Source organism: Nocardia neocaledoniensis (assembly GCF_029868625.1).
Classification (GTDB): Bacteria; Actinomycetota; Actinomycetes; order Mycobacteriales; family Mycobacteriaceae; genus Nocardia; species Nocardia neocaledoniensis_A.
This window is the reverse complement of sequence record NZ_JARWOJ010000195.1, coordinates 55551-78586: the sequence shown is the minus strand read 5'-3', so window position 1 is coordinate 78586 and position 23036 is coordinate 55551. Positions and strand designations below refer to the sequence as shown.

Below are 23036 nucleotides of genomic sequence, written 5' to 3'. Positions count from 1 at the left end.
GGGGGCGGGGGCCGCCCCCGGGAGCCCCCCCCGCTGGGCCCGCACCCAACCGGGGCGGGGCCATTCGTCGTCTGCGGGGCGGTCGCCGCGCGGTGCCAAGTGCTGAAGGTTTGCCTGGGTCCCCGGTTGTCGGTGCGTCTCGATACCATGAGCAACGACCATCATCGGATCGGCAGGGGAGGGCAGCGCCATGACATCGCGGCCCGTGGCACTCGATCCGGCGGTCCTCGCGGCGATCTCGGTGGGTGGCGGGCTCGGTGCCTGTGCCCGGTTCGGCGTGGGGTACTGGTGGCCGGTGCGCCCCGGCGCGTTCCCGTGGTCGACCTTCGTGATCAACGTGACGGGGTGCTTCGCGATCGGCGTGCTCATGGTGGCGGTCACCGAACTGTGGCAGGCGCCGAAGCTGGTACGCCCGTTCCTGGGAGTCGGTGTGCTGGGCGGGTTCACGACTTTCTCCACCTACAGTCTCGAGCTTCGTACACTGTTCGATACCGGTGCGACGGCCTCGGCACTGACCTATCTCGGCCTGTCGGTTCTCGCCGGGCTGGGTGCCGTGGTCGTGGCGGTGAGCGCGACCAGATGGGCGGCGGGCGCGCGACGGCGGCGGACATGAATCCGAGGACGGAAGGGTGCCATCCCATGGTCGAGAGGGGAGACTGCCGATGACGACCGCGCTGGTGGTGGCGGGCGGAATGCTCGGCGCTCCCGCCCGTTACCTGCTCGATCGGGCGGTGTCCGCCCGGTTCCCGGCGGGGCTGCCATGGGGCACGCTTGCCGTTAACATTGTCGGTTCGGCGTTGCTCGGCGGTCTGATCGGCGCGAGCGCGGGCAGTTCGCTGCTGGCGTTCGCCGGAATCGGCTTCTGCGGTGCGCTGACCACGTTCAGCACGTTCGGTTACGAGACATTTCGTCTGGTGACCGAGGGCGCCTCTGTGTATGCCGTGGGCAACGTCGTGATCAGTGTCGCGGCGAGCCTGGCCGCGGTGTACGCCGCGGCGTCCCTTACCCAGTGGTTGTGCGCATGATCCTCATGACCAGCCGCGCGCAGCCGACACGGAAGGGAACACCCACCATGGCCCACGATCGCGCCGGACGGCCCGCACGCCCGACCGACCTGGTGGACATCGCCCACCTGGTCACCGCGTACTACAGCCACGTCCCCGATCCGGCCGAACCGGCGCAGCGAGTGGTCTTCGGCACCTCGGGGCATCGCGGCTCCAGCGAGGATTGCGCCTTCAACGAGGCCCACATCATGGCGATCACCCAGGCGATCGTCGAATACCGCGCCACCCGTGGCATCACCGGCCCCGTCTATCTCGCGCGCGACACCCATGCCCTGTCCGAGCCCGCGTGGACCACCGCGCTCGAGGTGCTCGCGGGCAACGACGTCACCGCGGTGATCGACGCCCGCGACCGCTACACCCCGACGCCGGCGCTCAGTCACGCTGTGTTGCGGCACAATCGGGGCGGCACCAAGCATCAGGCCGACGGCATCGTGGTCACCCCCTCGCACAACCCGCCGCGCGACGGCGGCTTCAAATACAACCCACCGCACGGTGGGCCCGCCGACACCAAGGCCACCGACGCGATCGCCGCGCGTGCCAACGAGTTGCTGGTCGGTGGCTTGGCGGCGGTCAAGCGGGTCTCGCTCACCCAGGCGTTGAGCACCCACGTCGAGCGCTACGACTATCTCGACCACTACGTCGCCGACCTGCCGAACGCGTTGAACCTGGACGCGATTCGCGGCGCCGGCATCCGGATGGGCGCCGACCCCATGGGCGGGGCGAGCGTGGACTACTGGGAGGAGATCGGCCAGCGGTTCGACCTCGAGCTCGAGGTGGTCAACCCGTTCGTCGACCCCACCTGGCGTTTCATGACCCTCGACAGCGACGGCAAGATCCGGATGGATCCGTCCTCGCGCCACGCCATGGCGGCGCTGGTCGGCATCAAGGACGATTACGACATCTCCACCGGCAACGACGCCGACGCCGACCGGCACGGCATCGTCACCCCCGACGGTGGCCTGATGAACCCCAACCACTTCCTGGCCGTCGCGATCGAATATCTGGTGGCGAACCGGATGTGGTGGGACGCGCTCACCAAGATCGGCAAGACGGTGGTCAGCTCCTCGATGATCGACCGCGTCGTCAACGTGCTCGGCCGCGACGTCTACGAGGTGCCGGTGGGCTTCAAGTGGTTCGTGCCCGGATTGTTCAGCGGCAGCCTGGCATTCGGTGGCGAGGAGAGCGCGGGCGCGTCGTTCCTGCGCATGGACGGCACGGTGTGGACCACCGACAAGGACGGCATCCTGCTGGCCCTGCTCGCCGCCGAGATCGCCGCCGTCACCGGGCAGACCCCGTCGGCCCGCTACGGCGAACTGGAACGTCAATACGGCAGCCCGGCCTACGCCCGCGTCGACGCCGCCGCCACCAGCGCGCAGAAGGCCAAGCTCGCGGCGCTGACCCCCGATGCCATCACCGGCACCGAGATCGCCGGCGAGGAGATCACCGGCATCCTCACCACCGCGCGCGGCAACGGCGCGGCGCTGGGCGGTTTGAAGGTGAGCACCGAGAACGCCTGGTTCGCCGCGCGCCCGTCCGGCACCGAGGACAAGTACAAGATCTACGCCGAATCGTTCCTCGGTGCCGAACACCTCACCCAGGTGCAAGCCGCCGCCGAGGAGATGGTGAATCAGGCGTTGAGCGAGTGAGCGCTCCGGCGAAGGTCCGGCTACCCGCCGAGATCTGGGTCCTGATCGCGGCGGCCTTCGTCATCGCGCTCGGCTTCGGTCTCGTCGCTCCGGTCCTGCCGCAATACGCCCGCGAGTTCGGGGTCGGCATCGCGGCGGCCTCGGCGATCGTGAGCGCGTTCGCGTTGATGCGGTTGCTGTTCGCGCCCGCCAGCGGTCGGCTCGTGCAGAAGCTGGGCGAGCGCCGGGTGTATCTGGCCGGCATTCTGATCGTGGCGCTCTCGACCGGCGCGTGCGCGCTCGCGCAGACGTATTGGCAACTGCTGGTGCTGCGTTCGCTCGGCGGCGTCGGCTCGACCATGTTCACGGTCTCGTCGATGGCGCTGATCATCCGGGTGTCCCCGCCCGCCGCGCGCGGGCGCGTCTCGGGGATCTACTCGACCAGCTTCCTGATCGGTTCGCTGCTCGGCCCGCTGGTCGGCGGCGGTCTGGCGGGGCTCGGCTTGCGCGCGCCGTTCCTCATCTACGCCGTGGCGCTGCTGATCGTGTGCGTGATCGTGTTCGCGGGGCTGCGTGAGTCACCGGTGCTGCGGGTCGAGGAGGGCTCGGCCGCACCGGTATTCACCTTCCGCCAGGCCTGGTCCGAGCCCGCGTACCGGGCGGTGTTGCTGTCCAGTTTCGCCGGCGGCGCGGCCGTGTTCGGCGTGCGCATGGCGTTCGTCCCGCTGCTCGTGGTGGAGATCCTGAAGCAGGAATCCGGCATGGCGGGCGTGGCCTTGACGGTGTTCGCCGCGGGTAACGCCGCCGTGCTGTTCGTCTCGGGCAGGCTGTCGGACCGGTTCGGGCGCAAACCGTTCCTCATCGCCGGGTCGGCGATCTGCGCGATCGGCACCGGCGTGCTCGGCTTCGCGCCCTCGCTGCCCTGGTTCCTGCTCGCGTCGTTCGTGGCCGGGCTGGGCTCGGGCATGTTCAGCCCCGCCCAGCAGGCGGCGCTGGCCGACGTGATCGGCGCGCGGGCCCGGGGCGGACCGGTGCTCGCGGCCTTCCAGATGGCCGCTGACCTGGGCACGGTCCTCGGTCCCATCGTGATCGGCTGGATCGCCGAACACACCTCGTTCGGCGTCGGCATGGCGGTCACCGGCGGCGTGCTGGCGGTGTCGGCGGCCCTGTGGCTGGTGACACCGGAGCCGTCGCGGATCAGGCATCCCGAGGACCCGGAACACCCCGACCACGCCGGCGACGGTATCGATCCGCAGTGCACGGGTGACGGCTGTCCCGACGGCATGCCGGTGGTGCGCAACGGACTGGCGCCGCGGCCCGTGGACTTCGACACACCGAAACGCTAGATCCCCAGGTCAGCGCGCGTTTGTCCGGGCCAGGCGGCACCGCGTCGTCATCTCGAGGCAAAGTGGACGGGTGAGCAGCGCCGGTTCCCAGCACAATCCACGTCCCGTCTCGAGCAACACCACCTACGCCCTGGCGGCGGTGGCTGTCGTCGTGATCGGGCTCCTCGTGTTCGCCGCGTTCAAGTGGAACAAGCAGACGCCGACCGAGGTCCGCAACGACGGCTACGGCCCGGTGCGCGAGGCCGCGGTGCAGGTCACGACCACGCCCGAGGGCGTCATCCGCCTCGGCCGCGCCGATGCCGCGAAGACCGTCGACATCTTCGAAGACCCCCTCTGCCCCGCCTGCGGCGCGATGGAGACCGCCTTCGGCCAGGAACTCGCGCAGAAGATCGACGAGGGCAAACTGGCGGTGAACTACCGCTTCGTCACCTTCCTCGACGACCAGTCCAAGAGCAAGGACTACTCCACCCGCGCGTTCGCGGCGAACCTCTGTGTCGCCCAGACCGGTTCGGGCCCCACCTTCGGCAAGTTCCACGAGGCCCTGTTCACCACCAGGCAGCCCGACGAGGGCGGCGCCGACCTGAGCAACCCCGCCCTGGCCACCCTCGCCACCGAATCCGGTGCCCCCGAGTCCGTCGCCTCCTGCATCACCGGTGGCGCCCAGCTCGACGCGGCCCGCGCCGCCGCGGGCAAGAACCTGGCCGACCTCGACGCCCGCACCGGCAACAAGTCCGCCACCCCCGCCATCTACGACGGCACCACCGCCATCGACTGGCGCGACGACACCTGGGTCACCACCCTCGCCCCCTGACCCCGCGTGAGGTTCGGCACATTCTAGTCCGCCCCCACCTCTCCCGCCCGCCCCACCCAACCCACCACCCCCGCCCCAAACCCCACTTTTTCGCCCCCTACCAGCCGATTTGTAGTCGCCGAGAACCATGGTGTAACTTCATTCAGGCAGCAGCGAGAGCGGCTGAAACAACAGAACACGGGGCTATGGCGCAGCTGGTAGCGCACCACACTGGCAGTGTGGGGGTCAGGGGTTCGAGTCCCCTTAGCTCCACCATAACGGCAGGTCAGGCCGGGTTTCGAAGGTTACTTCGAGCCCGGCTTTTCTCGTTACTCCCAACTATGTCACAACAAATTCGGCGGCGCAGCCAGCGCTCGGTCCAACGCCTCGGCGGCGGCCCGATGCGTGCGCCCACGTGCCATGTAATGACGCTGCGTCATCGCCGGGTCGGCGTGACCGAGAACGTCCGCGGTGACCCTGGCTGACAACCCCGCGTCGTCGAGGATCGTGGCGACTGCCCCGCGCACACTGTGCGCGGTGATGTCGTCGGCGATCCCCAGCGCCTGGCGCACACGTTGCCACTCGTGGCCGACATTCTGCGGATCGCGCAATGTCCACCGGGCAGACGGAAACACCAGGTCGAGGACCTCCGCAGTGGAGTCGGGCGGGTCGATTGACCGGCGCTCGGTGAGTAGGGCCTGGCGACGGGTCAACATCGCCACTGCAAAATCTGCCAGGGCAATGGTTCCTCTGCGGTTCTTGGGGTCATCGCGCCGGGCGACGCGTACCAGACCGTGACCTCTGACCCGGACCACTTTGCCGGTGCAGCGGAGTGTTCGGGCCATCAAATCGATGTCGGACCACAGCAAACCGAGAACCTGGGAACGACGCAGACCAGTCGCGCCGAGCAGCGTCACCAGGTCGGCCAGGTCGGCGTTGTCGCAATAGTCGGCGACCGTCGGCGGGGGATATGCCCTGATCGGGATCGACCGGTTGCGTTCGGCCCGTGAGAGCTTGCGCGGACACGGCAGCGGCGAACTCCGGACCGCGGCGAGGATGAACCGCAGTTCGTCGACTGTGATCTCGCCGGCACCGCCGGTCCGTCCCTTGGGCTCGATATTCTGCGGTGCCTGCGCTTCCCGGACCGGATTGACGGTGAGTGCATCCTTTCGCACCGCGTACCGGAACATGCCGGAAAGCACGGTGCGGCCGGTGCGAACCCCTGACGGGCCCTTCGCTTGCCCCAGCTCGGTCAGAAACTCCTCGACCGACGAGGTCGTCACCTCGAGAAGCCGCCGAGCGCCGAAAGCGGTGTCGAACAACTCGGCCACCACTTCATAGCGGATCAGAGTGCCCGACGTGCGGTTCTGCGTGACAAGATGCGCTCGGTAGACCCGCCACAGTTCCCGGACCGTCATCTCCGCAGCAAGGTCACCCCCGAGATCGACTCGAATGCCGGCTGCGGCGGCAAGCACCGCGTCGAGGGCCCGCTGTCCAGTGCGGTCGGGAACCGGTCGACCTCGCGCGTCGAATCGGCGTGGTGACATTCGGACGAGGTCACGGCGTCGGCCCGAGGCATCCCGGATCAGGACTCGGGCACGCCAGTGGCCCGGAGAGAGCTCGGTAAGCATCGGTTTGCCAGGCACCCCGAGCGGCCGGGGCGGGCGACCGAGTCTCACGGCGTGCCGCCGGTCATCAGCACTCCCGAGCATCGAGCGCGGCGTCCAAGGCGTCCAGGTCCCATCGCAGATCCTTTCCGATCCGTCTTGGCCGAGGTAGCCACGGGTGTTTGTCAGGACGACGAGCCCACCGACGGAGCACCTCGGGGTGGACCTGAATGTGTGCGGCCGCGACTTTAGTGGTCGCCCATCGGCGCAATGGTGGTTGAAACGATGGTGCCGGCTCAGTAGACATCGCTACCAACTCGACGGAGCCGACTACCTCGCGAGGAACAAATCGGATCAGGTGGCGGTGGTTCGGTAGTTTGGTCGCAACGCAGGTGTGATAGTTGACCATCGCACGACCAGAAATCAAGGGCGCCGGTGCGGCCGATCTGATCGTGCCCGAGCGGATGCCCCCTGGCCATGTGGTTCCACACGGAACCACTGAGAAACTCGGCGCTTGAGAAGCCGCGAGCAGAACAATTGAGCACAACAACCATCGGGCAACTCCTGCCCGATCAGCGGCTCTTCCAGCTTCAGGAAATCACGAAACAGACCAGTTTCGCAAGAGCGCCTTCTCGCACCAATCTGGGTAGGGACCAGCTTGTGTCAGTGTGCTAATCGGGCATTGTCGGTTGGGGTTGGGGTTGAGTGGTGAATATTCGGCTCAGAAGGTGTTCGAGGAGTTCAGAGGTAACTTCAAGGTTGCCGAACGGTCATGAGGAGACTGATCTACGGATTCGGCGTGTCCCTGGCCGTTACCGCCCCGGCCTGCAGGGCCACTCTGGGCTACTTGCCCCCGGTGACCTGCCTACCGAGCGCGGGACCCGGCCCCGGCGCACAAGTGCAGGTCAAGTGGCTCAAGGGCGACGATCGTCTCGAACCTCGTGTTCCCGATCGCGCCCCACTCGACAGCCAGTAAGTTGCTCCTCTACCGTTTGACATGCAGCGCGACCATCCCAGGCTGAGGGGTGTGCTGCGAGGACAACTGGTGACACGGCGGTATTTCGCACCTGCAGAGTTCGGTGAGTCGGCGCCCTGCATCTGTCACCTCCAACCTGACCAGGGATTCTGGGTCGGCGCTAGAACTAGAATCGGGTTGCACGCCCGCGCATTGCTGGCATTTTAGAGGCGAGCCGTTGCCAGACAACGGATCCTGCGACTGGCTGGCACGGGCAGGGGAGGACATCGTAACGACCTCTGCCTCCGGGACGCCGTCTCGAGGCCATCGCTGGTGTTCTGGCACACCGGGACGGTCGTCCGGCCGACTGGTGCGTGGGTATGATGCCACGGCCCACTGACGATGTAGCGGTCCGGACAGGCCGGTTCACCGAAGCGTGGGTGCTCAGACGGCGATCGCCCCCGGATTCAACAGGTCCGAGGGCGATCGTGATTGGGTAATCGGCCGCGCACACGCTTTGACACAGCTAAATGGTTGGCGTTTGAAGTGTAGCCATACCAAAGCAAACTACGAAATCAGCGCTGCCAGCTTCGGCCACCAACTGCGCGGAGCGATCCCTGCCCGCCTCCCTCCGGGTCGGCTCCTCGACAGCAAACTTGCACCTCATCAACCGTCCCGATGCGTTTGCAGCCGATCCGAAACGACGGCCAGCACGAACGTAGTAGCTTCCACTGACACGGCTTCGGTCGAGTACACCGGAACGAGTGTGCCGTCTACCTGAAGTTCGAAGCCCGCCGAGGTCAGGGAAGACTGGGCAAGGCATTGGGGTCGGGAACAGCCACATCAACTTCTTTCGAAGATGAGTTGCGACGCGGTCGAGGGTCACCACCACAACGAGTACGACCAGGACAATGGTACGGACGTTCCGTATTCGAAGAGCCGGAGTTGTTGGGTGAGTTCCATCCCGATGCCGCCTGCGCCGACGATGCCGAGAAGTGACGCGGCACGCACGTTCCCGTCGAGTATGAGGAGGGTGTAGCTAAGGGATGTTCCATAAGTCTGACGCGGTGACGGTGCGGGTCCACGGCCAGGAATCAGCAGGCGTGGGCGAGGTTGGCCAGCCTCGCCACCCCGGCTATCGCGACACCCCACCCCATCACCACGCAACCGGCAGTCGCGCAAGATCTTCCAGGTCTTCATCCGAGCGAAAGCATGCTTGACCCGAGCACGCACCCTGCGATGGGACTTGTTGTGTGCCTGTTTCCATTCCGGAAGCTCGACACCAGGTGAGCGGCGGCGCGGAATGATCAAGCCGGTGCTGGGGTAGCCGCCATCAGCGATCACCACTGTGTTGCAGCAGGCATCGGCCGCACCGGACTCGGTCCAGCCTCGACAGTCGTTACGGTTGCCCGGCAACGGCCGCCCGAGCGCGACGACGAGTTCGGTGTCGGCGTCGATCACGACCTGATGGTTGGTCGAGTACCGGTAGTTCTTACTCTGGGTGGCCACCTTGTGATCACGGGTCGGGACCAGGGTGCCGTCCACGATCAGCGCTGCACCACGGCCGAATCGGGCCCGGGGGCCGTAGCGCCAACGCCGGTCCAAGGTCCTCGATCACCCGGGCCGCGGTCGACTTCGAGACTCCGAACACCGCCGCGAGTTGGCGCATCGTGAGGTTGGTCCGCCTGGCGTCGGCGGCACAGTCGACTGCTCCCTGCTTCACGGCGATCTCGGCGGTGTCATGACTGTCGGCGTAGATGCCCTGATGCCGGTATTCGGGTCGATTCCTGCCCGCTTAAGCATGAGCTTGGGAATGTAGTTGCCGCTGGTCGATCCGGTGTCGACGAACGCAATTTTGCGCCCACGAAGATCATCGATCGAGTCGATGTCACTGTTTGTGCGGCCTACGAACACCGAACTGCATTCAGACTGATCCTCGCACGGTCGATCCTCAGTCTCACCCGTGGTGACGTGACCATGCCGGACACGGCAAACGATCCAACAAAGACCTGTACTCGTGTGACCACTGGCGGTTGGGGGCGTCATTCGGTACTGACGAACAGTTCAATATGCGGAACGATGAGCTCTACTGAAGCGTGAGCGGCCAGCCTTCTCGACTTCGTAGTGCAGGAACGAACCATTGTGCGGTTCATCATGTGCTTCCTGCGAAGCGGATGTCGAACACCCGGTCTTAGGCGAGGAGGCGGGCGCGTAGTAGATCGATGATGCGCGGCGATCCGCCGTGCTCGGTGAACCACCCCGACGGGCCGCCCCTGTGGTGAGAGAGAGTCGTCAGCGTCGCAGACATCGCCTGTACATCGACGCCGAGGAAACCTGCCGCAATACCGTCGGGGAGCTTGCGATCTGCTCCTGCCTTGGTGTGAAGGAAGGTCGCCTGCATCCGCGCGTGAACGGCCGCCATGGTCGCGGCTGTACGCGCGTAGTCGGCCAAGACTCGATCTCGAGGGATGCCGGCCAACCGCAGAGTGACCGCCACCACGACCCCTGTGCGGTCCTTGCCTGCGGTGCAGTGGACGAGCGTGGTTCCGTCGGCGGTGGCGACCGCCGTGACGGCGTCGACCACGAGGCGCGCCAGCGGAGGGGAAAGCAATCGTCCGTAAAGCTCGCCGAGTGTTTGAGGCGCTCGCTCGAAGTCAGTGGCGCCACCGGCGAGCAGCGGGATTTCTATCACTTCGGCGCGGTCGGCGAGCGGATGGCCCTCGGTCCCGCCCTCAACCCGGTCGCGAAGGTCCACGACACGCTTCGGGGGCCATGCCACGTCATACACCTCGTTGTCGCCGACGAGTGGCGCATCGCTTCGAAGGAGTACGCCCGGCCGGAGCAATCCGGACGTAGAGGCGACGTCGCGCAGATTGGCAAGGCTGTTCGGCACAGTGCAAACGGTGTCGGTCATGCGAACTTCTTCCTGACGTGGGATGAGAGCTATCGAGCTCGATAGAGGGAAGTGACCGCGAGCCTGATGTGCATAAGACGCGCTTTTTGTTGGAGAACAAGTACGACAGTCATCTAGATCTGCGAGAGACAATGAATGCATCCACGATGCGCGTGATTCCAGAAATGTACTGGTCGGTCGTCATCGGTCCAGCTAGTTCATCGGCCGATGCGATGACCAACGGGTAGCGCTCGGGCGGCAGGCTGGACATCGCTTGCCGCCTGTCCTTCTCTGGCTCCGCGCCCGCTCCGGATCGAGTGATGCGGAGCAGTGTGTAGCCGAGTGAGTAGCTCCGTAGAGTTTGGTAGGCCACGACCGCGTCCTCGCGATCGACACCCGCCGTGTCAAGTGTGTCGAGCGTTGCCTGGACCAGCCCGAAGAGTCCTGCTGTGCCGATGGGTTGAAGGGCTGCGAGCTGGGCGACCTCGGGATGTGCGAGTAGGACCTCATGTGTTGCAGTCCAGAGTTGGACCAGCGCGTCCCGTTCTCGACCGGGTTCTGGTTCGACATGCGGCAGTTCTGCGAGCACGCTCTCGATCATCGCGTTGAGGATGGCGGCCTTGCTGCCGGCAACGCTGTACAGCGTTGCGAGCGCGACGTCGAGCTCGGAAGCCACGCGACGCATCGTCAGGCCACTGAGTCCGTGTTCGCGAACGATGCGAAGCCCGACCTCGGTGACCGCGGACTGGTCCAGCGCACGCTGGCGACCCCGTCCGGAGTTGAGCGCGGTCGCGGCGGAAAAGCCTCCGTCCAGGAGGTGGTTTGTCTCCCGTTCTGCCTTCATGAAATACGACCTTACCTTGAGAACGATGTTCTGCTACGTTGTTGCAGAACGGTGTTCTACATCACGGGAGAGAAGGACCACATGAACTTGCGAAATGCCCATGTTGTTATCACGGGCGGGTCGAAGGGGGTTGGAGCCGCCGCCGCGCACGAGTTCGTCAAGCGCGGTGCTCGAGTCACACTCATTGCGCGGCCGAGTGCTGAGCTCCACAACACTGCGGATGCTGTCGGCGCGGTGGCGATCGAAGCGGATCTCTCCGACCTCGGTGTCGTCGATGGCCTAATCGCGCGAACCGAGGAGGTCAACGGATCGGTCGACGTACTGATTAACAACGCTGCGCTGGGAGCGACCCAGCACTACGCGACGCTCACCGCCGAGACGATCCTGACCGTGCTCAACACGAACCTGCTCTGCCCGATGCTGCTTACCCACCAGGTTCTGGGTGGCATGCTCGAGCGTAACCGCGGCGCCATCCTTAACGTCACGTCCATTGCGGGCGAGATCGCGGCGCCGCATCTCGCGGCTTACGGCAGCTCAAAGGCTGGGTTGTCGCACTTCTCCCAGCAGCTCCAGCGAGATGTGTGGAACTCCGATATCAACGTGACGGCGTTCGTCCTTGGAGCGGTCCCTGGAACCCAGATCTACAACGAGGGCATCAAGGACTCAGTGGTCAAGAAGGTGGCGAGCCAGATGGGTGCAGTCTCGAAACTGACGCCCGAGATCATCGCGACGAAGATGGCCGACAAGATCGCAGAGGGCTACCGCGGCACGGTGCCGATGCCCATGTCTTCGGCTCCCCTTGCGCACTGGCGTCGTGTACCGAACTTGCTCGGTGACCGCATCTTCCTTAAGGCCAACAAGAACGCGCCCATCGTTCCTACCCACCCGGCATCCGCGAAGTGATCGGTCCGAACAGAGGAACCAGCCATGCCTGACAACGAACTCTCCCTTGTCGAGCGAATCGATCTTCTCGAGTCGCGCGCTGCGCTCAACGACCTCGTGGCGAACTACTGCCATGGTATGGACAAGCACGACCTCGATCTTTTCCTGTCGATCTGGCACCCGGACGCTGAGTTTCTCCCAGGAGAACCGTTCGGGGCATTCCGTGGCACCAACGAGATCAAGCGGGCCACCACCGACCTGATCTGGACCGGCTTGCCGCATACCCGCCATCTGACGATGAACTTCGTCCCGCAGATCGACGGCGACCGCGCTATCGGACGTGCCGACGTCAGCGGTGAGGCGACCGATCCTAGTGGTACGACGGCGGTAATCAGCGCCAGCTACGAAGACGTGTTCGAGCGTCGCGATGGGGTGTGGCGGATCAGTGAACGGCGGATCATCGTCCTTTCGTTCTCGGGGTTCGGCGAGGACTGGCGCCTCGACCCGAACACGGCCAACGCCTGATCGGCATCTGCTCATCGACCCCCCGACCGGCGAACTTCGGCCGTGCGAGACAACGCTTGCGGCCTGCCCGGAAATTGCCCTCTACCTGAAGGAACTCCTGTAATGACCCTATCTGACGCCCTCCGTCCCGCCCACCTCTCCAACTCCGCTGAGCTCACCAACGCAGTTGAGGCCGTCGAACTTTGGTCCGAGAACTACCTCAGCTACGTCTGGTCGCCTGCAAACGAAGTCGGCGTCTACATGCACTTCAACCGTCCGCCGTTCAACCCGCGCTTGTGGCACGACATCTTCATCGTGTACCTGCCCAATGACCGGTTTCTCGTTGCGAAGGGTTTCACGCCCGAAGACGAGCCCGGTGTGCGCGGGCCGAAGGGTGCCGGCCTCGACTGGACCTGTGACGAACCGTGGGTCCAGTGGACCAAGCGTTTCGAAGGTGCGGTCCAGCACGTTACTGGCGACGAGTTGCGCTCCGGCGCGTTGCGAGACGGCATCCACACCAGCGCCAAGATGGAGCTGGTCTACCGCCAGATGGGCCCCGTGTTCGGCGTCGGTTCGCTTGACGAGCAGGACTGGGCCACTGACCACTATGAGCAGCATTGCACGGTCACCGGCTGGATCGAGCATGAGGGGACCCGCTACGAGGTCAATGGCACCGGTCTGCGTGACCATTCGTGGGGTCCGCGTGATCTTTCCCGCATGGCAGACCATGTGTGGCTCCACGGCCAGTTCCCCAGTGGGCGGACCTTCATGACGATCGTCGTTCGCAACCGCTCCGGCAGCGGCCATTTGATGTACCACCTCGTCAGCGACGCCGATGGCAAATTGCGCGAGGCCAAGATGAGCGAAATTCCCCTCATCAGCGACAACTCCCAGCCGCTTGACCCCTACACCTTGCAGTTCGAGCTAGCGGACGGCACTGTAGAGACGATCAAGGCTGAGGTTCTCACCGGATGCCCCATCGCGCTCGTCGGACAGAGTGAGATGGCCTATGGCATCGACACACGGGCGGAGACGAGTCACACTCTATGGGAATGCCTGGCCCGCTTCGAGTGGGATGGTGAGATCGGTTATGGCCTCTCTGAGCGAACGGTGATGCACTGATGTCCCACCGAGATTCGCTCGGTAAGCGGAGCTTGGTGCTCACGCTCGCCGAGTGCGGAGACGATACCCAGGAAGTCGGGGGAAAGGCTCTGGGCCTGGCGGGGCTTATCGCCGAGGGTTTACCCGTTCCGGCGGGATTCTGTGTCACAGCTTCTGCATTCCGAAAATCGATCGTTACAAGTGGCCTGGAATGCCTCATCGAGAACCTGCTGGGCGAGGCCAGCTTTCGCGACGACAACCATGCTGTGTCGGCCGCCATTGCGGAGCTGTTCGCCGAGATGGATCTCACCGCAGAGGTGGCTGAGCCCATTCGAGAGGCCTATGCCGCGCTCGGAGATGGTGCCTACGTTGCGGTTCGCTCGAGTGCGACGGCGGAAGACCTTGAGGATGCCTCCTTCGCCGGTCAGCAGGAGACATACCTCTACATCAACGGTGCTGAGGCGGTCATTGAGCACGTCATCAAATGCTGGGCCAGTCTGTTCTCGCCCCAGGCCATCGGCTATCGCTCGCGTTTCGGTGTGAGTGCCGAGGATCTCGCCATGGCGGTCGTCGTCCAGGTCATGGTGCCAGCCGAGGCCGCGGGCGTAATGATGACGCTCGATCCGCTGACCGGTGACCGGTCACGGATCTTCGTCGAAGCCGCATACGGACTGGGTGAAGGCGTCGTCCGCGGTGACGTTGGCGTTGACCGCTTCGAGCTGGCGAAGGACGGTCTCAAGATCACCGGACGCCACCTGGCGCGAAAGGACAGCGCGCACCTGTACTCCAACGCCACCGATGCCGTGGAGATCGTGGCTATTCCGGCGGATCGAAGTAATGTTGCCTGCCTCAGCGACGCCGAGGTGGTAGCTATCGGTCGCCTCGGTGCCGACATCGAAGAAGCTTTTGGCCGACCGATGGACATCGAGTGGGCGATCGCGTCCGGTCCCTCGGGGGCACGGGAGATTTTTCTGCTTCAAGCGCGTCCCGAGACCGTGTGGAGTAACCGGCCAGGCGTCGATCTCACGGTGCCGGATCCGCTGCAGACCCGCGAACCGGGCGATTCCTGGTGGAGCACCACAAACCTGTCTGAAGCGTTTCCGGGTGTGCTGACACCACTGGACTGGTCGGTTATCGGACCGGCGGTCGAGCGAGCAACCAGGGGAGCCTTGGTCAGGATCGGTGCACTGCCGCAGTCGGAGGCAGAGGTGCCTATTGATCCGGCGGATCGGGCATTTGGCGTGTTCCACGGTCGGATTGCGAGCCGCATCGACTTCTTCCATCGGTTGGGTGCGATGATGCCAGGAACCACGCCGGATGCAGTTGTGGAGCAGATTTTCGGAAACGTTCCTCCTGGGCTCTCGAGCCAGCCGTCGAAAGATCGATATCTACACGTGGCTCTGCGGTTCCCACCGGCCTTCATCACGGCGCCGCGGCGCACACGGGCGATGCGCGCCACATCGCGTACATGGTGGGAGGCCGAGATCACGGCGATGCCGGGCCGTGGCCTCACCGCTGCTCGGGAGGCGTTCCACGGAGCGGTGTCACGGATGACCGACAATCTCACGACAGACGGTCTTCTTCTACTCGCCGGTGCGCAGCCTATTTACGACCAGCTCATCCGGCTGGCGGAGAAGGCCGGCGTCGACCCGTCCATCCTCATGCGTGGGGCCGGATCACACGAGGAGGCGGAAGTCGTCAGCGATGTCTGGGACGCCTCGCGCGACATCGTTTCTGTGTCGGACCTGGTTCAGCGGCACGGATTCCACGGACCAGGCGAGGGTGTCCCCTCGGCGCATTCCTGGCGGGAGAACCCGCAACCACTCGAGGATCTTATCTCTGCCTTCCGTGAGCTACCTGAGTCGAACGACCCGCGCAAGCTGCACACTCAGGGCGAGGAGATACGCCGCGACGCAGAGCGAACGCTCCTGGCGGCGCTCCGACCTTGGCAACGACTAGGTGCGCGCGCGGTTCTGGCGCTGGCACGGACCTACCTCCCATTGCGTGGTAAGGCCGCGCGTACCCAGGCAATCGATGTGGTCCGCGCAGCCGTACGCCGTATCGGTGAGTGCTTGGAACACGATGGAGTCCTCAAGAGCCGTGACGACGTCGTATTGCTGACTGCGGAGGAGCTGACCGGGCTCGTTGACGGCGACGTGCGTGAGCTCGTCGAGATTCGTCGCGAACAGTTGGAGAGGCATCGTCGCTTCGACATTCCGGGTATCTGGCGCGGTGTGCCGGAGCCGATCACCGCCGCCGCCGTGCCAAGAAGTGACGTCGACGCCCCGGACGAGCTCTCGGGCATCGGCGCCAGCGCGGGCGTCGTCGAGGGCAACGTACGTGTGCTGCATGATCCCTCGCGGATCGGCGAGCTCGTCCCGGGCGAGATTCTCGTGGCACGGACAACAGACCCGAGCTGGGCATCGCTCATGTTCCTCTCTGGCGGTCTGGTTGTCGACATCGGCGGACTACTTAGCCACGCGGCGATTGTCGCGCGTGAGCTCGGCGTTCCATGTGTGATGGGTACTCAGCACGGAACGACTGCGCTTCGGACCGGTGATCGGTGTCGGGTCGACGGCAGAAACGGAACCGTGCATATCCTTAGCCGCGCCTGAGCAACGGTGTCCCGCGGATACGGGCGCTCACCGGCGGTGTGGCGTCCGTTCCTTGCGGCCTTGGTGCCGGATCTGTCCCTTTCGGAGCGGGAACTTGAACAGGCCATCGTGTTGTCCCGCACTCGCCGCGGTTGCCGCGGCGATATTCATCTGGTTCACGACGGCAATCGAGCGGTGACCATATTGGCCCCCGCACGGTCAGTGCGTGAGCCGGGCCAGTAAATCGGCCATCGAGCGACTGCCGCTCGGCCCGTCGTGTGGCTCGATGACCACGAGCCTAGCGGCCCTTCGAGGGGTGGGATCGCATGCCTGACCGTGTTCAGCCGCGTCGGGCTGAGCCGTGGAGGCCGTGCTTGAGATGCAGGTGGACTCGCGGTATCGGCCTCTGATGTCGCATCGGCCCGGTGATGGGGCCGCGACGGCTGGCGGCCCCGCGTTGACCGAACCGGATATTTAATCTATATTCAATTCAATAACGACCTGGCGGAGTGGAGAACGATGAAGGTTTTCGATGGCATTGCCGAGCTGGCCGAGGCGGAAGGTGCCGAACTTGGCGTCAGCGAGTGGGTCGTCGTGGATCAAGAGAGGATCAACCGATTCGCCGAGGCCACGGGAGATCACCAGTGGATCCATACCGACGCCGAGAGGGCCGCAACCGGTCCCTTCGGGGGAACAATCGCGCACGGCCTTCTGACGCTGTCGCTACTGCCGTCCTTCCAGCACGAGATCTACCGTGTCGACAACATCGCGATGGCGGTCAACTACGGCCTGAACAAGGTCCGGCTCCCTGCGCCGGTACCAACCGGGTCGAAGCTGCGGGGACGCTCCAAAATAGTCGCTGTATCTCCTTTGGAAGGTGCAGTGCAAGTGACACTTTCGACAATCATCGAAATCGAAGGCGGCGAGAAGCCCGCCTGCATCGTCGAATCGATCGTTAGGTACATCGCGTAATGGCCGAAGGATTGGTAGCAAATCAAACCGCCGTGGTTACCGGCGGTGGCCAGGGCATCGGATTGGCAATTGCGACCCTTTTGCGTGAGCACGGAGCCAACGTAGTTCTTGTGGACATGGATGGCGATCGGGCCAAAGAAGCCGCCTTGGCGCTTGGCGGCCCGACGCTGGGGCTCAGAGGCGACGTCACCGACGAAACGTCGGTTGAGACGGTGGTGGCGCGAACCGTCGAAGAGTTCGGCTCGCTCGACATCTATGTGAACAATGCAGGTATCACACGCGACGCGTCCTTGCAGAAGATGTCGGCCGACGACTTCAGTGCGGTAGTCGACGTGCATCTCAAAGGGACTTGGCTCGGTGTCAGGGCCGCGTCGGCGGTCATGCGTGAGTCCGGACGAGGCTCCATCGTGAACATGTCATCGCTGTCCGGCAAATCGGGAAACCCGGGCCAAACCAACTACAGCGCGGCCAAAGCTGGGATCGTTGGCCTGACCAAAGCTGCCGCCAAAGAGCTGGCGCACAAGGGGGTACGTGTCAACGCGGTCCAGCCAGGCTTGATTCGGACACCGATGACCGATGCCATGCCGCCCGAGGTATTTGCCGAGCGAGAGGCCGCTATTCCGATGCGGCGAGCAGGCCTCCCCAGCGAAGTTGCGGGCGCCGTCCTCTTCCTTGCCTCGGACCTGTCGAGCTACATGACCGGTGCTGTCATCGAGGTTGGCGGCGGGCGGTTGATGTGACTGCCGATGTCGTAACGGTCGACGTGGATGGAGTGGTTGGGTACATCACTCTGAATCGGCCAGACGCCATGAACGCGATCACGGTTGAGCTGGGCCGCAAGCTTGAGCTGGCACTCCTTGACCTGGCGTCGAAAGCGAACGTGATCGTCATACGCGGAGCCGAGGGCAACTTCTCAGTCGGCGGCGACTTTCGCGAACTCGAGCGTTTGCGAGCCGGGGGAGCGGCGGCGTTGCGTCCGTTGTTCGAGAACTTCGCCCGGGCCTGCTCAAGGATCGAGACCATCGAGATACCGGTCATTGCGGTTGTCGAGGGCTATGCCATGGCGGGAGGCTTCGAGCTCATGCTGGCCTGCGACATCACCTTGGTTCGTTCGGATGCCAAGCTCGCCGATAACCACGCCAACTTTGGACAGGTTCCTGGAGGCGGGAGTAGTCAACGGCTGCCACGACTGGCGGGCCGGCAACGGGCTCTCGGCCACATTCTCAGCGGCGAGCGTATGTCCGGAGCTCAAGCCGAACAGTGGGGCCTCGCTTATCGCAGTTTCACACCGCGGGATTTCGAAGACGGCGTCAAGGCTTACATCGAGCGGATTGCGGGACTTGACCGGCTGGCGCTGGCAAAGAGCAAGCGACTCGTCTACGCCGGCTTGAGCATGCCGCTGAACAACGGCATCGCAATGGAGCTGACTACGGTGATCGACCACGTGGTCGGCGACTCTGCGGGCGCGGGCATTGCGACATTCACACAAACCAAGGGAGACGCGTCGTGACCGAAGCCTTGATCGCCGCCGGTCCTGTGCTACTCGACCTCGGCAAGGACGGCGTCGCGTCCCTGCGGCTCAATCGGCCAGATGCAGCCAATGGCATGGACGTCGAACTTCTGCAGGCATTGCATGCTGCCATCTTGCGATGCCATGCGGAGCCTGATGTGCGCGCGGTCGTTCTGAGCGGCGAGGGCTCGCACTTCTGCGCAGGCGGTGATGTGCGGACATTCGCAAGCAAAGGCGAGGCGCTGCCAGACTACCTGCGGGAAGCCACCGCTTGGCTGCAGATCGCGATCTCAGCGCTCGTCCAGCTGCGGCCCCCCGTGATCGCGGCCGTGCACGGATTCGCTGCAGGCGGGGGTGGGTTCGGGCTGGTTTGTGCCGCTGACCTGGTGATTGCCGGGCAATCAGCCAAATTCATGTCCGGTGCTGTTCGAGTCGGCATGGCTCCCGACGCCGGTTCATCGGTAACGCTCACCCAGCTGGTCGGACTGCGCAAAGCGATGGAGATCCTTCTCACGAATCCGACACTGTCGGCCGCCGAGGCGTTGGAAATCGGCCTTTTGACCAAGGTGGTGCCGGATGAGTCCGTGTTCGATGAGGCTCAAGGCCTCGCCCGCAGTCTTGCGGCTTCGGCACCGAGAGCGATCGCGTCCACGAAACGTCTCCTCTGGAACGGAGTCGGTTCGACTCTCGAGGCTCAGTTGCCCCACGAGGCCCGGGTCGTGTCCGAATTGTCCGGAACGGCTGATGCTCGGGAAGGGCTTGCCGCGGTCCTCGGACGCAGGACGCCCTTTTTCACGGGACGGTGACTTCATGTTCGAGCGCGATACAGTGAGGTGACGGCTTGAGTGAAACAGTATTGACCGAAGATCGCGGCCCCGTGCGTGTGGTGACGTTGAATCGGCCGGGCAAACGCAACGCGATCGACCTCGAACTGCGGATCGTTCTGGCCGAGACGCTTGAGTCGGCTATGTCTGACTCAAGCGTGCGCGTAGTCGTCCTGACCGGAAGTGGCGGGTCGTTTTGTGCCGGGGGAGACATTTCAACGATGCAGCGGCAACCGCCCGAACAGACAATCCCGCGAGCTGAAGCTGCCCAGCGGGTGATTCGAGCGATTTGGGGTGGCACGAAGCCGGTGATCACTGCGGTCGAGGGGTTCGCCTTCGGTGCGGGCACCTCACTGGCCATCGCCGCAGATCGTGTTGTGGCCTCGCGGGGTGCGGTCTTCAACACGACCTTCACCGGCGTCGGGTTAGCTGGCGACATGGGCATCTTCTCATCATTGCCCGCCCGAGTCGGCCCGGCCGTCGCACGTCAGCTGATGTTGTTGCCTCGCCGCCTTTCGGGGCAGGAAGCATTCGACCTGGGCCTCGTGGACCAGTTGGTCGAGCCGGGCGCTGCTCTCGAAGCAGCCGTGGAAGACGCCGCGATCATTGCGACCGGACCGCCGTTGGCGATTTCCGGGATCAAATCATTGCTGACACGTTGGCCCGCAGATCCATGGCAGACGCTCGAGCGGGAAGTCGACTTGCAGGCAGAGTTGTTCGACACCGACGATTTCGCCGAGGGTGTGCTGGCTTTCCGGGAACGCCGCACAGCGATATTCCAAGGCCGATAAGCCACCAGTGGCCGCAGCCCGACCGTCGTCCACCGTCAGTCGGGCTGCGGCGAGGTGCAAGTCTCTACTCGCTCACTAGAGACGACACCTGGTGCCCGGATCTTTTCAGGGCCTTCGCCCATATTTCGCGCCACAGCTAAACTTGGCTCCGCTGAGGTTGTCTATCGAGTAACTTCGATGGTGGCACCGAGCGGAAGTCTTCAATCTTTCCTTCAGCCGGCGCCAGAAAGCAGATCTCTCCTTTGGAATTTCCCGCCGTGCTGCAGACACGTCGCTGTTGTCATTAATTCGTGAATCCACCGGATGCTGTCGGCAGCATCGAGATTGCAGCCACGCCGACGGTTGTGTACGACGCAATTGTGAGCGCGTAGTCCGGCTCGGTCGGAGCTACTTCATTGGGGGTGAATCGGCGCCCCGGCAAGCTTTGTTTCTCCTTCACCCGGGTCGCCGACGGCGAACCCGGGACGCGGTACGCCTTCGACGTCAGCGTGCCGGTGATTCCCCTGGCGCGATGGGAGTACGCGATCGTGGCGACCCCGACCGGGTGTCGGGTCACAGAGTCTACCTGGGACAGACGTCCGCGGTGGTTCGGCCCGATGACTGGGCCGTTCACTGGAGTGCGGCACCGGAAGACAACTAACACACCACCAACCTTGCGGCGACGCTGGCGCGGTTGAGGGCTCGCTGTGAGAAATGAGGGCGATCTCCTGGTGAGGGCGATCGCTTGAGGTCGCCATTTTGTGATGGTGTCGCTTCGCGATGAAGTATCTTGGCGAAAGGGGACGGCATGGACGATCGGCTGCGCAGGCACGTGGGATATCACCTGCTATGGATTGGGCGCACCTGGACCGGCTCGCACGATGTGGCCAGGGCTGGCTGGGCATTGACGAGGAGGCCGTTCGTCAATGCCGCCGTTTCCGCCTCTACGGCCCCACAGCGTCCACCTGTCCGACATGACCTGTGACCACCGGCCGCTGCGCGATCTTGACGCAGGCGTCGAAGACGAGAACCCTGCCTCGCTCGACTACAGCATCCTTGGTGTGGATGCCGTCCTCGGCGGCTTGCGGAAGCGTCGTCCAGTAGGGCGCTACGCGGCCTCCACTTGTGGTGCAGCGCCTCGTGTGAGGTGATAGCTGTCGCGGCTGACTTCCAGCACCGCGGCAAGTCCTCCGAGCTGCAAACCCACGTCACGCATGGCAGCATTTTCGATTAAGCGGTCGATCTCCACGGTATCGTTTCCGGCGTCGACCGTCGCAGACGGCAGTGTCCGGCCATTGGATCCACACGTCATCTTAGCGGCAGTGGGCGCCGCCGAGGTATCGTGGAGGGCCCTCGGCGACGCCCACTGCCGCCAAGATGGTATGCGGTCCCGTTGTCCGGCTCGGCCCTTGTTCGGCTCACGAGTCGCCCGGAGATGCGACTAGTCGTGTCGGAGATGGGCCCCTGTGGTATTCGCCGATTTGCGGCAGTTCCATGTCAAAGGCGCTCGACCGCCAAGTTGCAGGGCCAGTGGTGACAGACCGGCGTCACCACTAACGTCCAAACTGGCCTGCCAATTCAACGCTGCAGTCCGCCCCTGGCGACAAGCTGGGATACGATCACATTTTGCAGGATCTCATTTGTTCCTTCGCCGACAATCATCAAGGGCGCATCACGGAAGTATCGTTCGACGTCGTATTCGGTGGAGTAGCCGTATCCGCCGTGGATTCGCACGGCGTTGAGTGCAATCTCCATGGCAATCTCAGAGGCGTAGTATTTGGCCATCCCGGCTTCCATGTCGCACCGCTCGCCTGCTTCGGATCGCTCGGCAGCGAGTAGTACCAGCTGGCGAGCGGCGGTCAGTTTAGCTGCCATCTCGGCCAGATAGTTACCGATAGCCTGATGCTTCCAGATCGGGACACCGAAGCTCTCGCGTTGCTGTGCATAGTTGAAGGCGTCGTCGAACGCGGCCTGCGCTACGCCCAAGGCTCGGGACGCGACTTGGATGCGGCCGGTTTCGAGGCCCTTCATCATCTGCGCGAAGCCCTTGCCCTCGACTCCGCCGAGTACCGCGTCTTCCGGTGCGTGAAATGCATCGAAGACGAGCTCGCAGCTCTCGACCCCCTTGTAGCCGAGCTTGGGGAGGTCGCGCGAAACCGTCAACCCGGGGCCATGCTCGACAAGCATGATGCTGATGCCGCGGTGACTTGGTCTGGCGGAGGGATCCGTCTTGCAAAGCAGCGCGATCAGTTGCGACCTACGTGCATTGCTGATCCATGTCTTGGCGCCGTTGATGGTGAAGCCGCCGGCACTGCGCTTTGCGACAGTCTTCATAGCTTGTAGGTCGGAACCACCACCCGGTTCGGTCAGTGCCATCGTTGCTCGGATCTCACCGGTGGCCATCTTGGGCAGGTAACGCTGCTTCTGGTCTTCGGTGCCGAACGCGAGGATGAGCTTGGCGACCACTGTGTGCCCGCCCATGGCGCCGGCGAGACTCATCCAGCCGCGTGCCAGTTCCTCGGTCACCCCGACGTAGCAGGGCATAGAGACCGGAGCTTCGCCGTACGGTTCGGGGATCGCCAGGCCGAAGATGCCGAGCTGTTTCATCTGGTCGATCAGCTTTTCGGGGTAGGTGTTCGCATGCTCGAGTTCGCGAGCGACCGGCCGGACCTCCCGGTCGACCCACTCGCGCACTGTCGCCACTACCTGCTGCTCCTCGGCGGACAGCTTGCTCAATTGGACTCCTCGCTAGCTC

The 23036-nt window shown here is 64.3% G+C and carries 20 protein-coding genes, 1 tRNA gene and 1 pseudogene; 15 read left to right on the top strand and 7 right to left on the bottom strand.

Going from position 1 to position 23036, the window contains the following annotated elements:
• Window positions 1-190: 190 nt before the first annotated feature.
• The 6 genes from QH270_RS14410 (at window position 191) to QH270_RS14385 (ending at window position 5101) form a co-directional block, all read left to right on the top strand.
• Window positions 191-613 carry a fluoride efflux transporter FluC gene (locus QH270_RS14410; RefSeq protein WP_280342016.1) on the top strand — a complete coding sequence of 141 codons (423 nt, stop codon included), beginning with the start codon at window positions 191-193 and terminating at the stop codon, window positions 611-613.
• Window positions 614-662: 49 nt separating this feature from the next.
• Entirely contained in the window at window positions 663-1025 is a 363-nt protein-coding gene (locus tag QH270_RS14405) for a fluoride efflux transporter FluC (protein ID WP_110036304.1), read from the top strand.
• Window positions 1026-1072: 47 nt separating this feature from the next.
• The gene (pgm, locus tag QH270_RS14400; RefSeq protein ID WP_280342015.1) at window positions 1073-2710 is read left to right on the top strand and encodes a phosphoglucomutase (alpha-D-glucose-1,6-bisphosphate-dependent); all 1638 of its coding nucleotides are present in this window, start codon (window positions 1073-1075) and stop codon (window positions 2708-2710) included.
• Window positions 2707-4035, top strand: coding sequence for an MFS transporter (locus QH270_RS14395; RefSeq protein ID WP_280342014.1), 1329 nt, complete (start codon window positions 2707-2709; stop codon window positions 4033-4035). Before pgm ends, QH270_RS14395 begins: the two co-directional genes overlap by 4 nt.
• A 70-nt stretch (window positions 4036-4105) precedes the next feature.
• Complete coding sequence (locus tag QH270_RS14390) at window positions 4106-4846, top strand: DsbA family protein (RefSeq protein ID WP_280342013.1); 741 nt, start codon at window positions 4106-4108, stop codon at window positions 4844-4846.
• 179 nt (window positions 4847-5025) lie between these two features.
• Window positions 5026-5101 (top strand) — tRNA-Ala (locus tag QH270_RS14385).
• Between the two features lie 68 nt (window positions 5102-5169).
• Here the strand turns inward: QH270_RS14385 and QH270_RS14380 are convergent.
• The 5 genes and pseudogenes from QH270_RS14380 to QH270_RS14360 all read right to left on the bottom strand — a co-directional run bounded on the left by QH270_RS14380 (window position 5170) and on the right by QH270_RS14360 (window position 11124).
• On the bottom strand, window positions 5170-6300 hold the full coding sequence (locus tag QH270_RS14380) for a site-specific integrase (protein ID WP_280342011.1): 1131 nt from the start codon (window positions 6298-6300) through the stop codon (window positions 5170-5172).
• Window positions 6301-8481: 2181 nt separating this feature from the next.
• Window positions 8482-9071: pseudogene (locus QH270_RS14375) on the bottom strand (transposase); the annotation flags it as partial.
• A 35-nt stretch (window positions 9072-9106) separates the two neighbouring features.
• Window positions 9107-9433, bottom strand: a complete 327-nt coding sequence (locus QH270_RS14370; RefSeq protein WP_280342010.1) for a PhnD/SsuA/transferrin family substrate-binding protein — start codon at window positions 9431-9433, stop codon at window positions 9107-9109.
• A 145-nt stretch (window positions 9434-9578) separates the two neighbouring features.
• Entirely contained in the window at window positions 9579-10301 is a 723-nt protein-coding gene (locus QH270_RS14365; protein ID WP_280342008.1) for a tyrosine-protein phosphatase, read from the bottom strand.
• Window positions 10302-10410: 109 nt separating this feature from the next.
• A complete protein-coding gene (locus tag QH270_RS14360; RefSeq protein ID WP_280342007.1) occupies window positions 10411-11124 on the bottom strand; it encodes a TetR/AcrR family transcriptional regulator in 714 nt (237 codons plus the stop codon).
• 51 nt (window positions 11125-11175) lie between these two features.
• Here QH270_RS14360 and QH270_RS14355 point away from each other — a divergent pair, with 51 nt between their 5' ends.
• The 9 genes from QH270_RS14355 to QH270_RS14315 all read left to right on the top strand — a co-directional run bounded on the left by QH270_RS14355 (window position 11176) and on the right by QH270_RS14315 (window position 20302).
• Complete coding sequence (locus QH270_RS14355) at window positions 11176-12027, top strand: SDR family NAD(P)-dependent oxidoreductase (protein ID WP_280342005.1); 852 nt, start codon at window positions 11176-11178, stop codon at window positions 12025-12027.
• Window positions 12028-12051: 24 nt separating this feature from the next.
• Complete coding sequence (locus QH270_RS14350) at window positions 12052-12531, top strand: nuclear transport factor 2 family protein (protein ID WP_280342004.1); 480 nt, start codon at window positions 12052-12054, stop codon at window positions 12529-12531.
• A 102-nt stretch (window positions 12532-12633) separates the two neighbouring features.
• Entirely contained in the window at window positions 12634-13632 is a 999-nt protein-coding gene (locus QH270_RS14345; protein ID WP_280342002.1) for a DUF7065 domain-containing protein, read from the top strand.
• A gap of 35 nt (window positions 13633-13667) precedes the next feature.
• Complete coding sequence (locus QH270_RS14340) at window positions 13668-16226, top strand: PEP/pyruvate-binding domain-containing protein (protein ID WP_280341999.1); 2559 nt, start codon at window positions 13668-13670, stop codon at window positions 16224-16226.
• Between the two features lie 498 nt (window positions 16227-16724).
• Window positions 16725-17177, top strand: a complete 453-nt coding sequence (locus QH270_RS14335) for a MaoC family dehydratase (RefSeq protein ID WP_280341996.1) — start codon at window positions 16725-16727, stop codon at window positions 17175-17177.
• Window positions 17177-17917 carry a 3-oxoacyl-ACP reductase FabG gene (gene fabG, locus QH270_RS14330; protein ID WP_280341992.1) on the top strand — a complete coding sequence of 247 codons (741 nt, stop codon included), beginning with the start codon at window positions 17177-17179 and terminating at the stop codon, window positions 17915-17917. Before QH270_RS14335 ends, fabG begins: the two co-directional genes overlap by 1 nt.
• A complete protein-coding gene (locus QH270_RS14325) occupies window positions 17914-18687 on the top strand; it encodes an enoyl-CoA hydratase/isomerase family protein (protein ID WP_280341989.1) in 774 nt (257 codons plus the stop codon). The genes fabG and QH270_RS14325 overlap by 4 nt, the downstream gene beginning before the upstream one ends.
• Window positions 18684-19493, top strand: a complete 810-nt coding sequence (locus QH270_RS14320) for an enoyl-CoA hydratase/isomerase family protein (RefSeq protein WP_280341986.1) — start codon at window positions 18684-18686, stop codon at window positions 19491-19493. The genes QH270_RS14325 and QH270_RS14320 overlap by 4 nt, the downstream gene beginning before the upstream one ends.
• 35 nt (window positions 19494-19528) lie before the next feature.
• A complete protein-coding gene (locus QH270_RS14315) occupies window positions 19529-20302 on the top strand; it encodes an enoyl-CoA hydratase/isomerase family protein (RefSeq protein WP_280341983.1) in 774 nt (257 codons plus the stop codon).
• A 1087-nt stretch (window positions 20303-21389) separates the two neighbouring features.
• Here QH270_RS14315 and QH270_RS14310 read toward each other — a convergent pair.
• Window positions 21390-21530 carry a hypothetical protein gene (locus QH270_RS14310; protein ID WP_280341980.1) on the bottom strand — a complete coding sequence of 47 codons (141 nt, stop codon included), beginning with the start codon at window positions 21528-21530 and terminating at the stop codon, window positions 21390-21392.
• A 329-nt stretch (window positions 21531-21859) separates the two neighbouring features.
• Complete coding sequence (locus tag QH270_RS14305) at window positions 21860-23017, bottom strand: acyl-CoA dehydrogenase family protein (RefSeq protein WP_280341977.1); 1158 nt, start codon at window positions 23015-23017, stop codon at window positions 21860-21862.
• Window positions 23018-23036 lie beyond the last annotated feature (19 nt).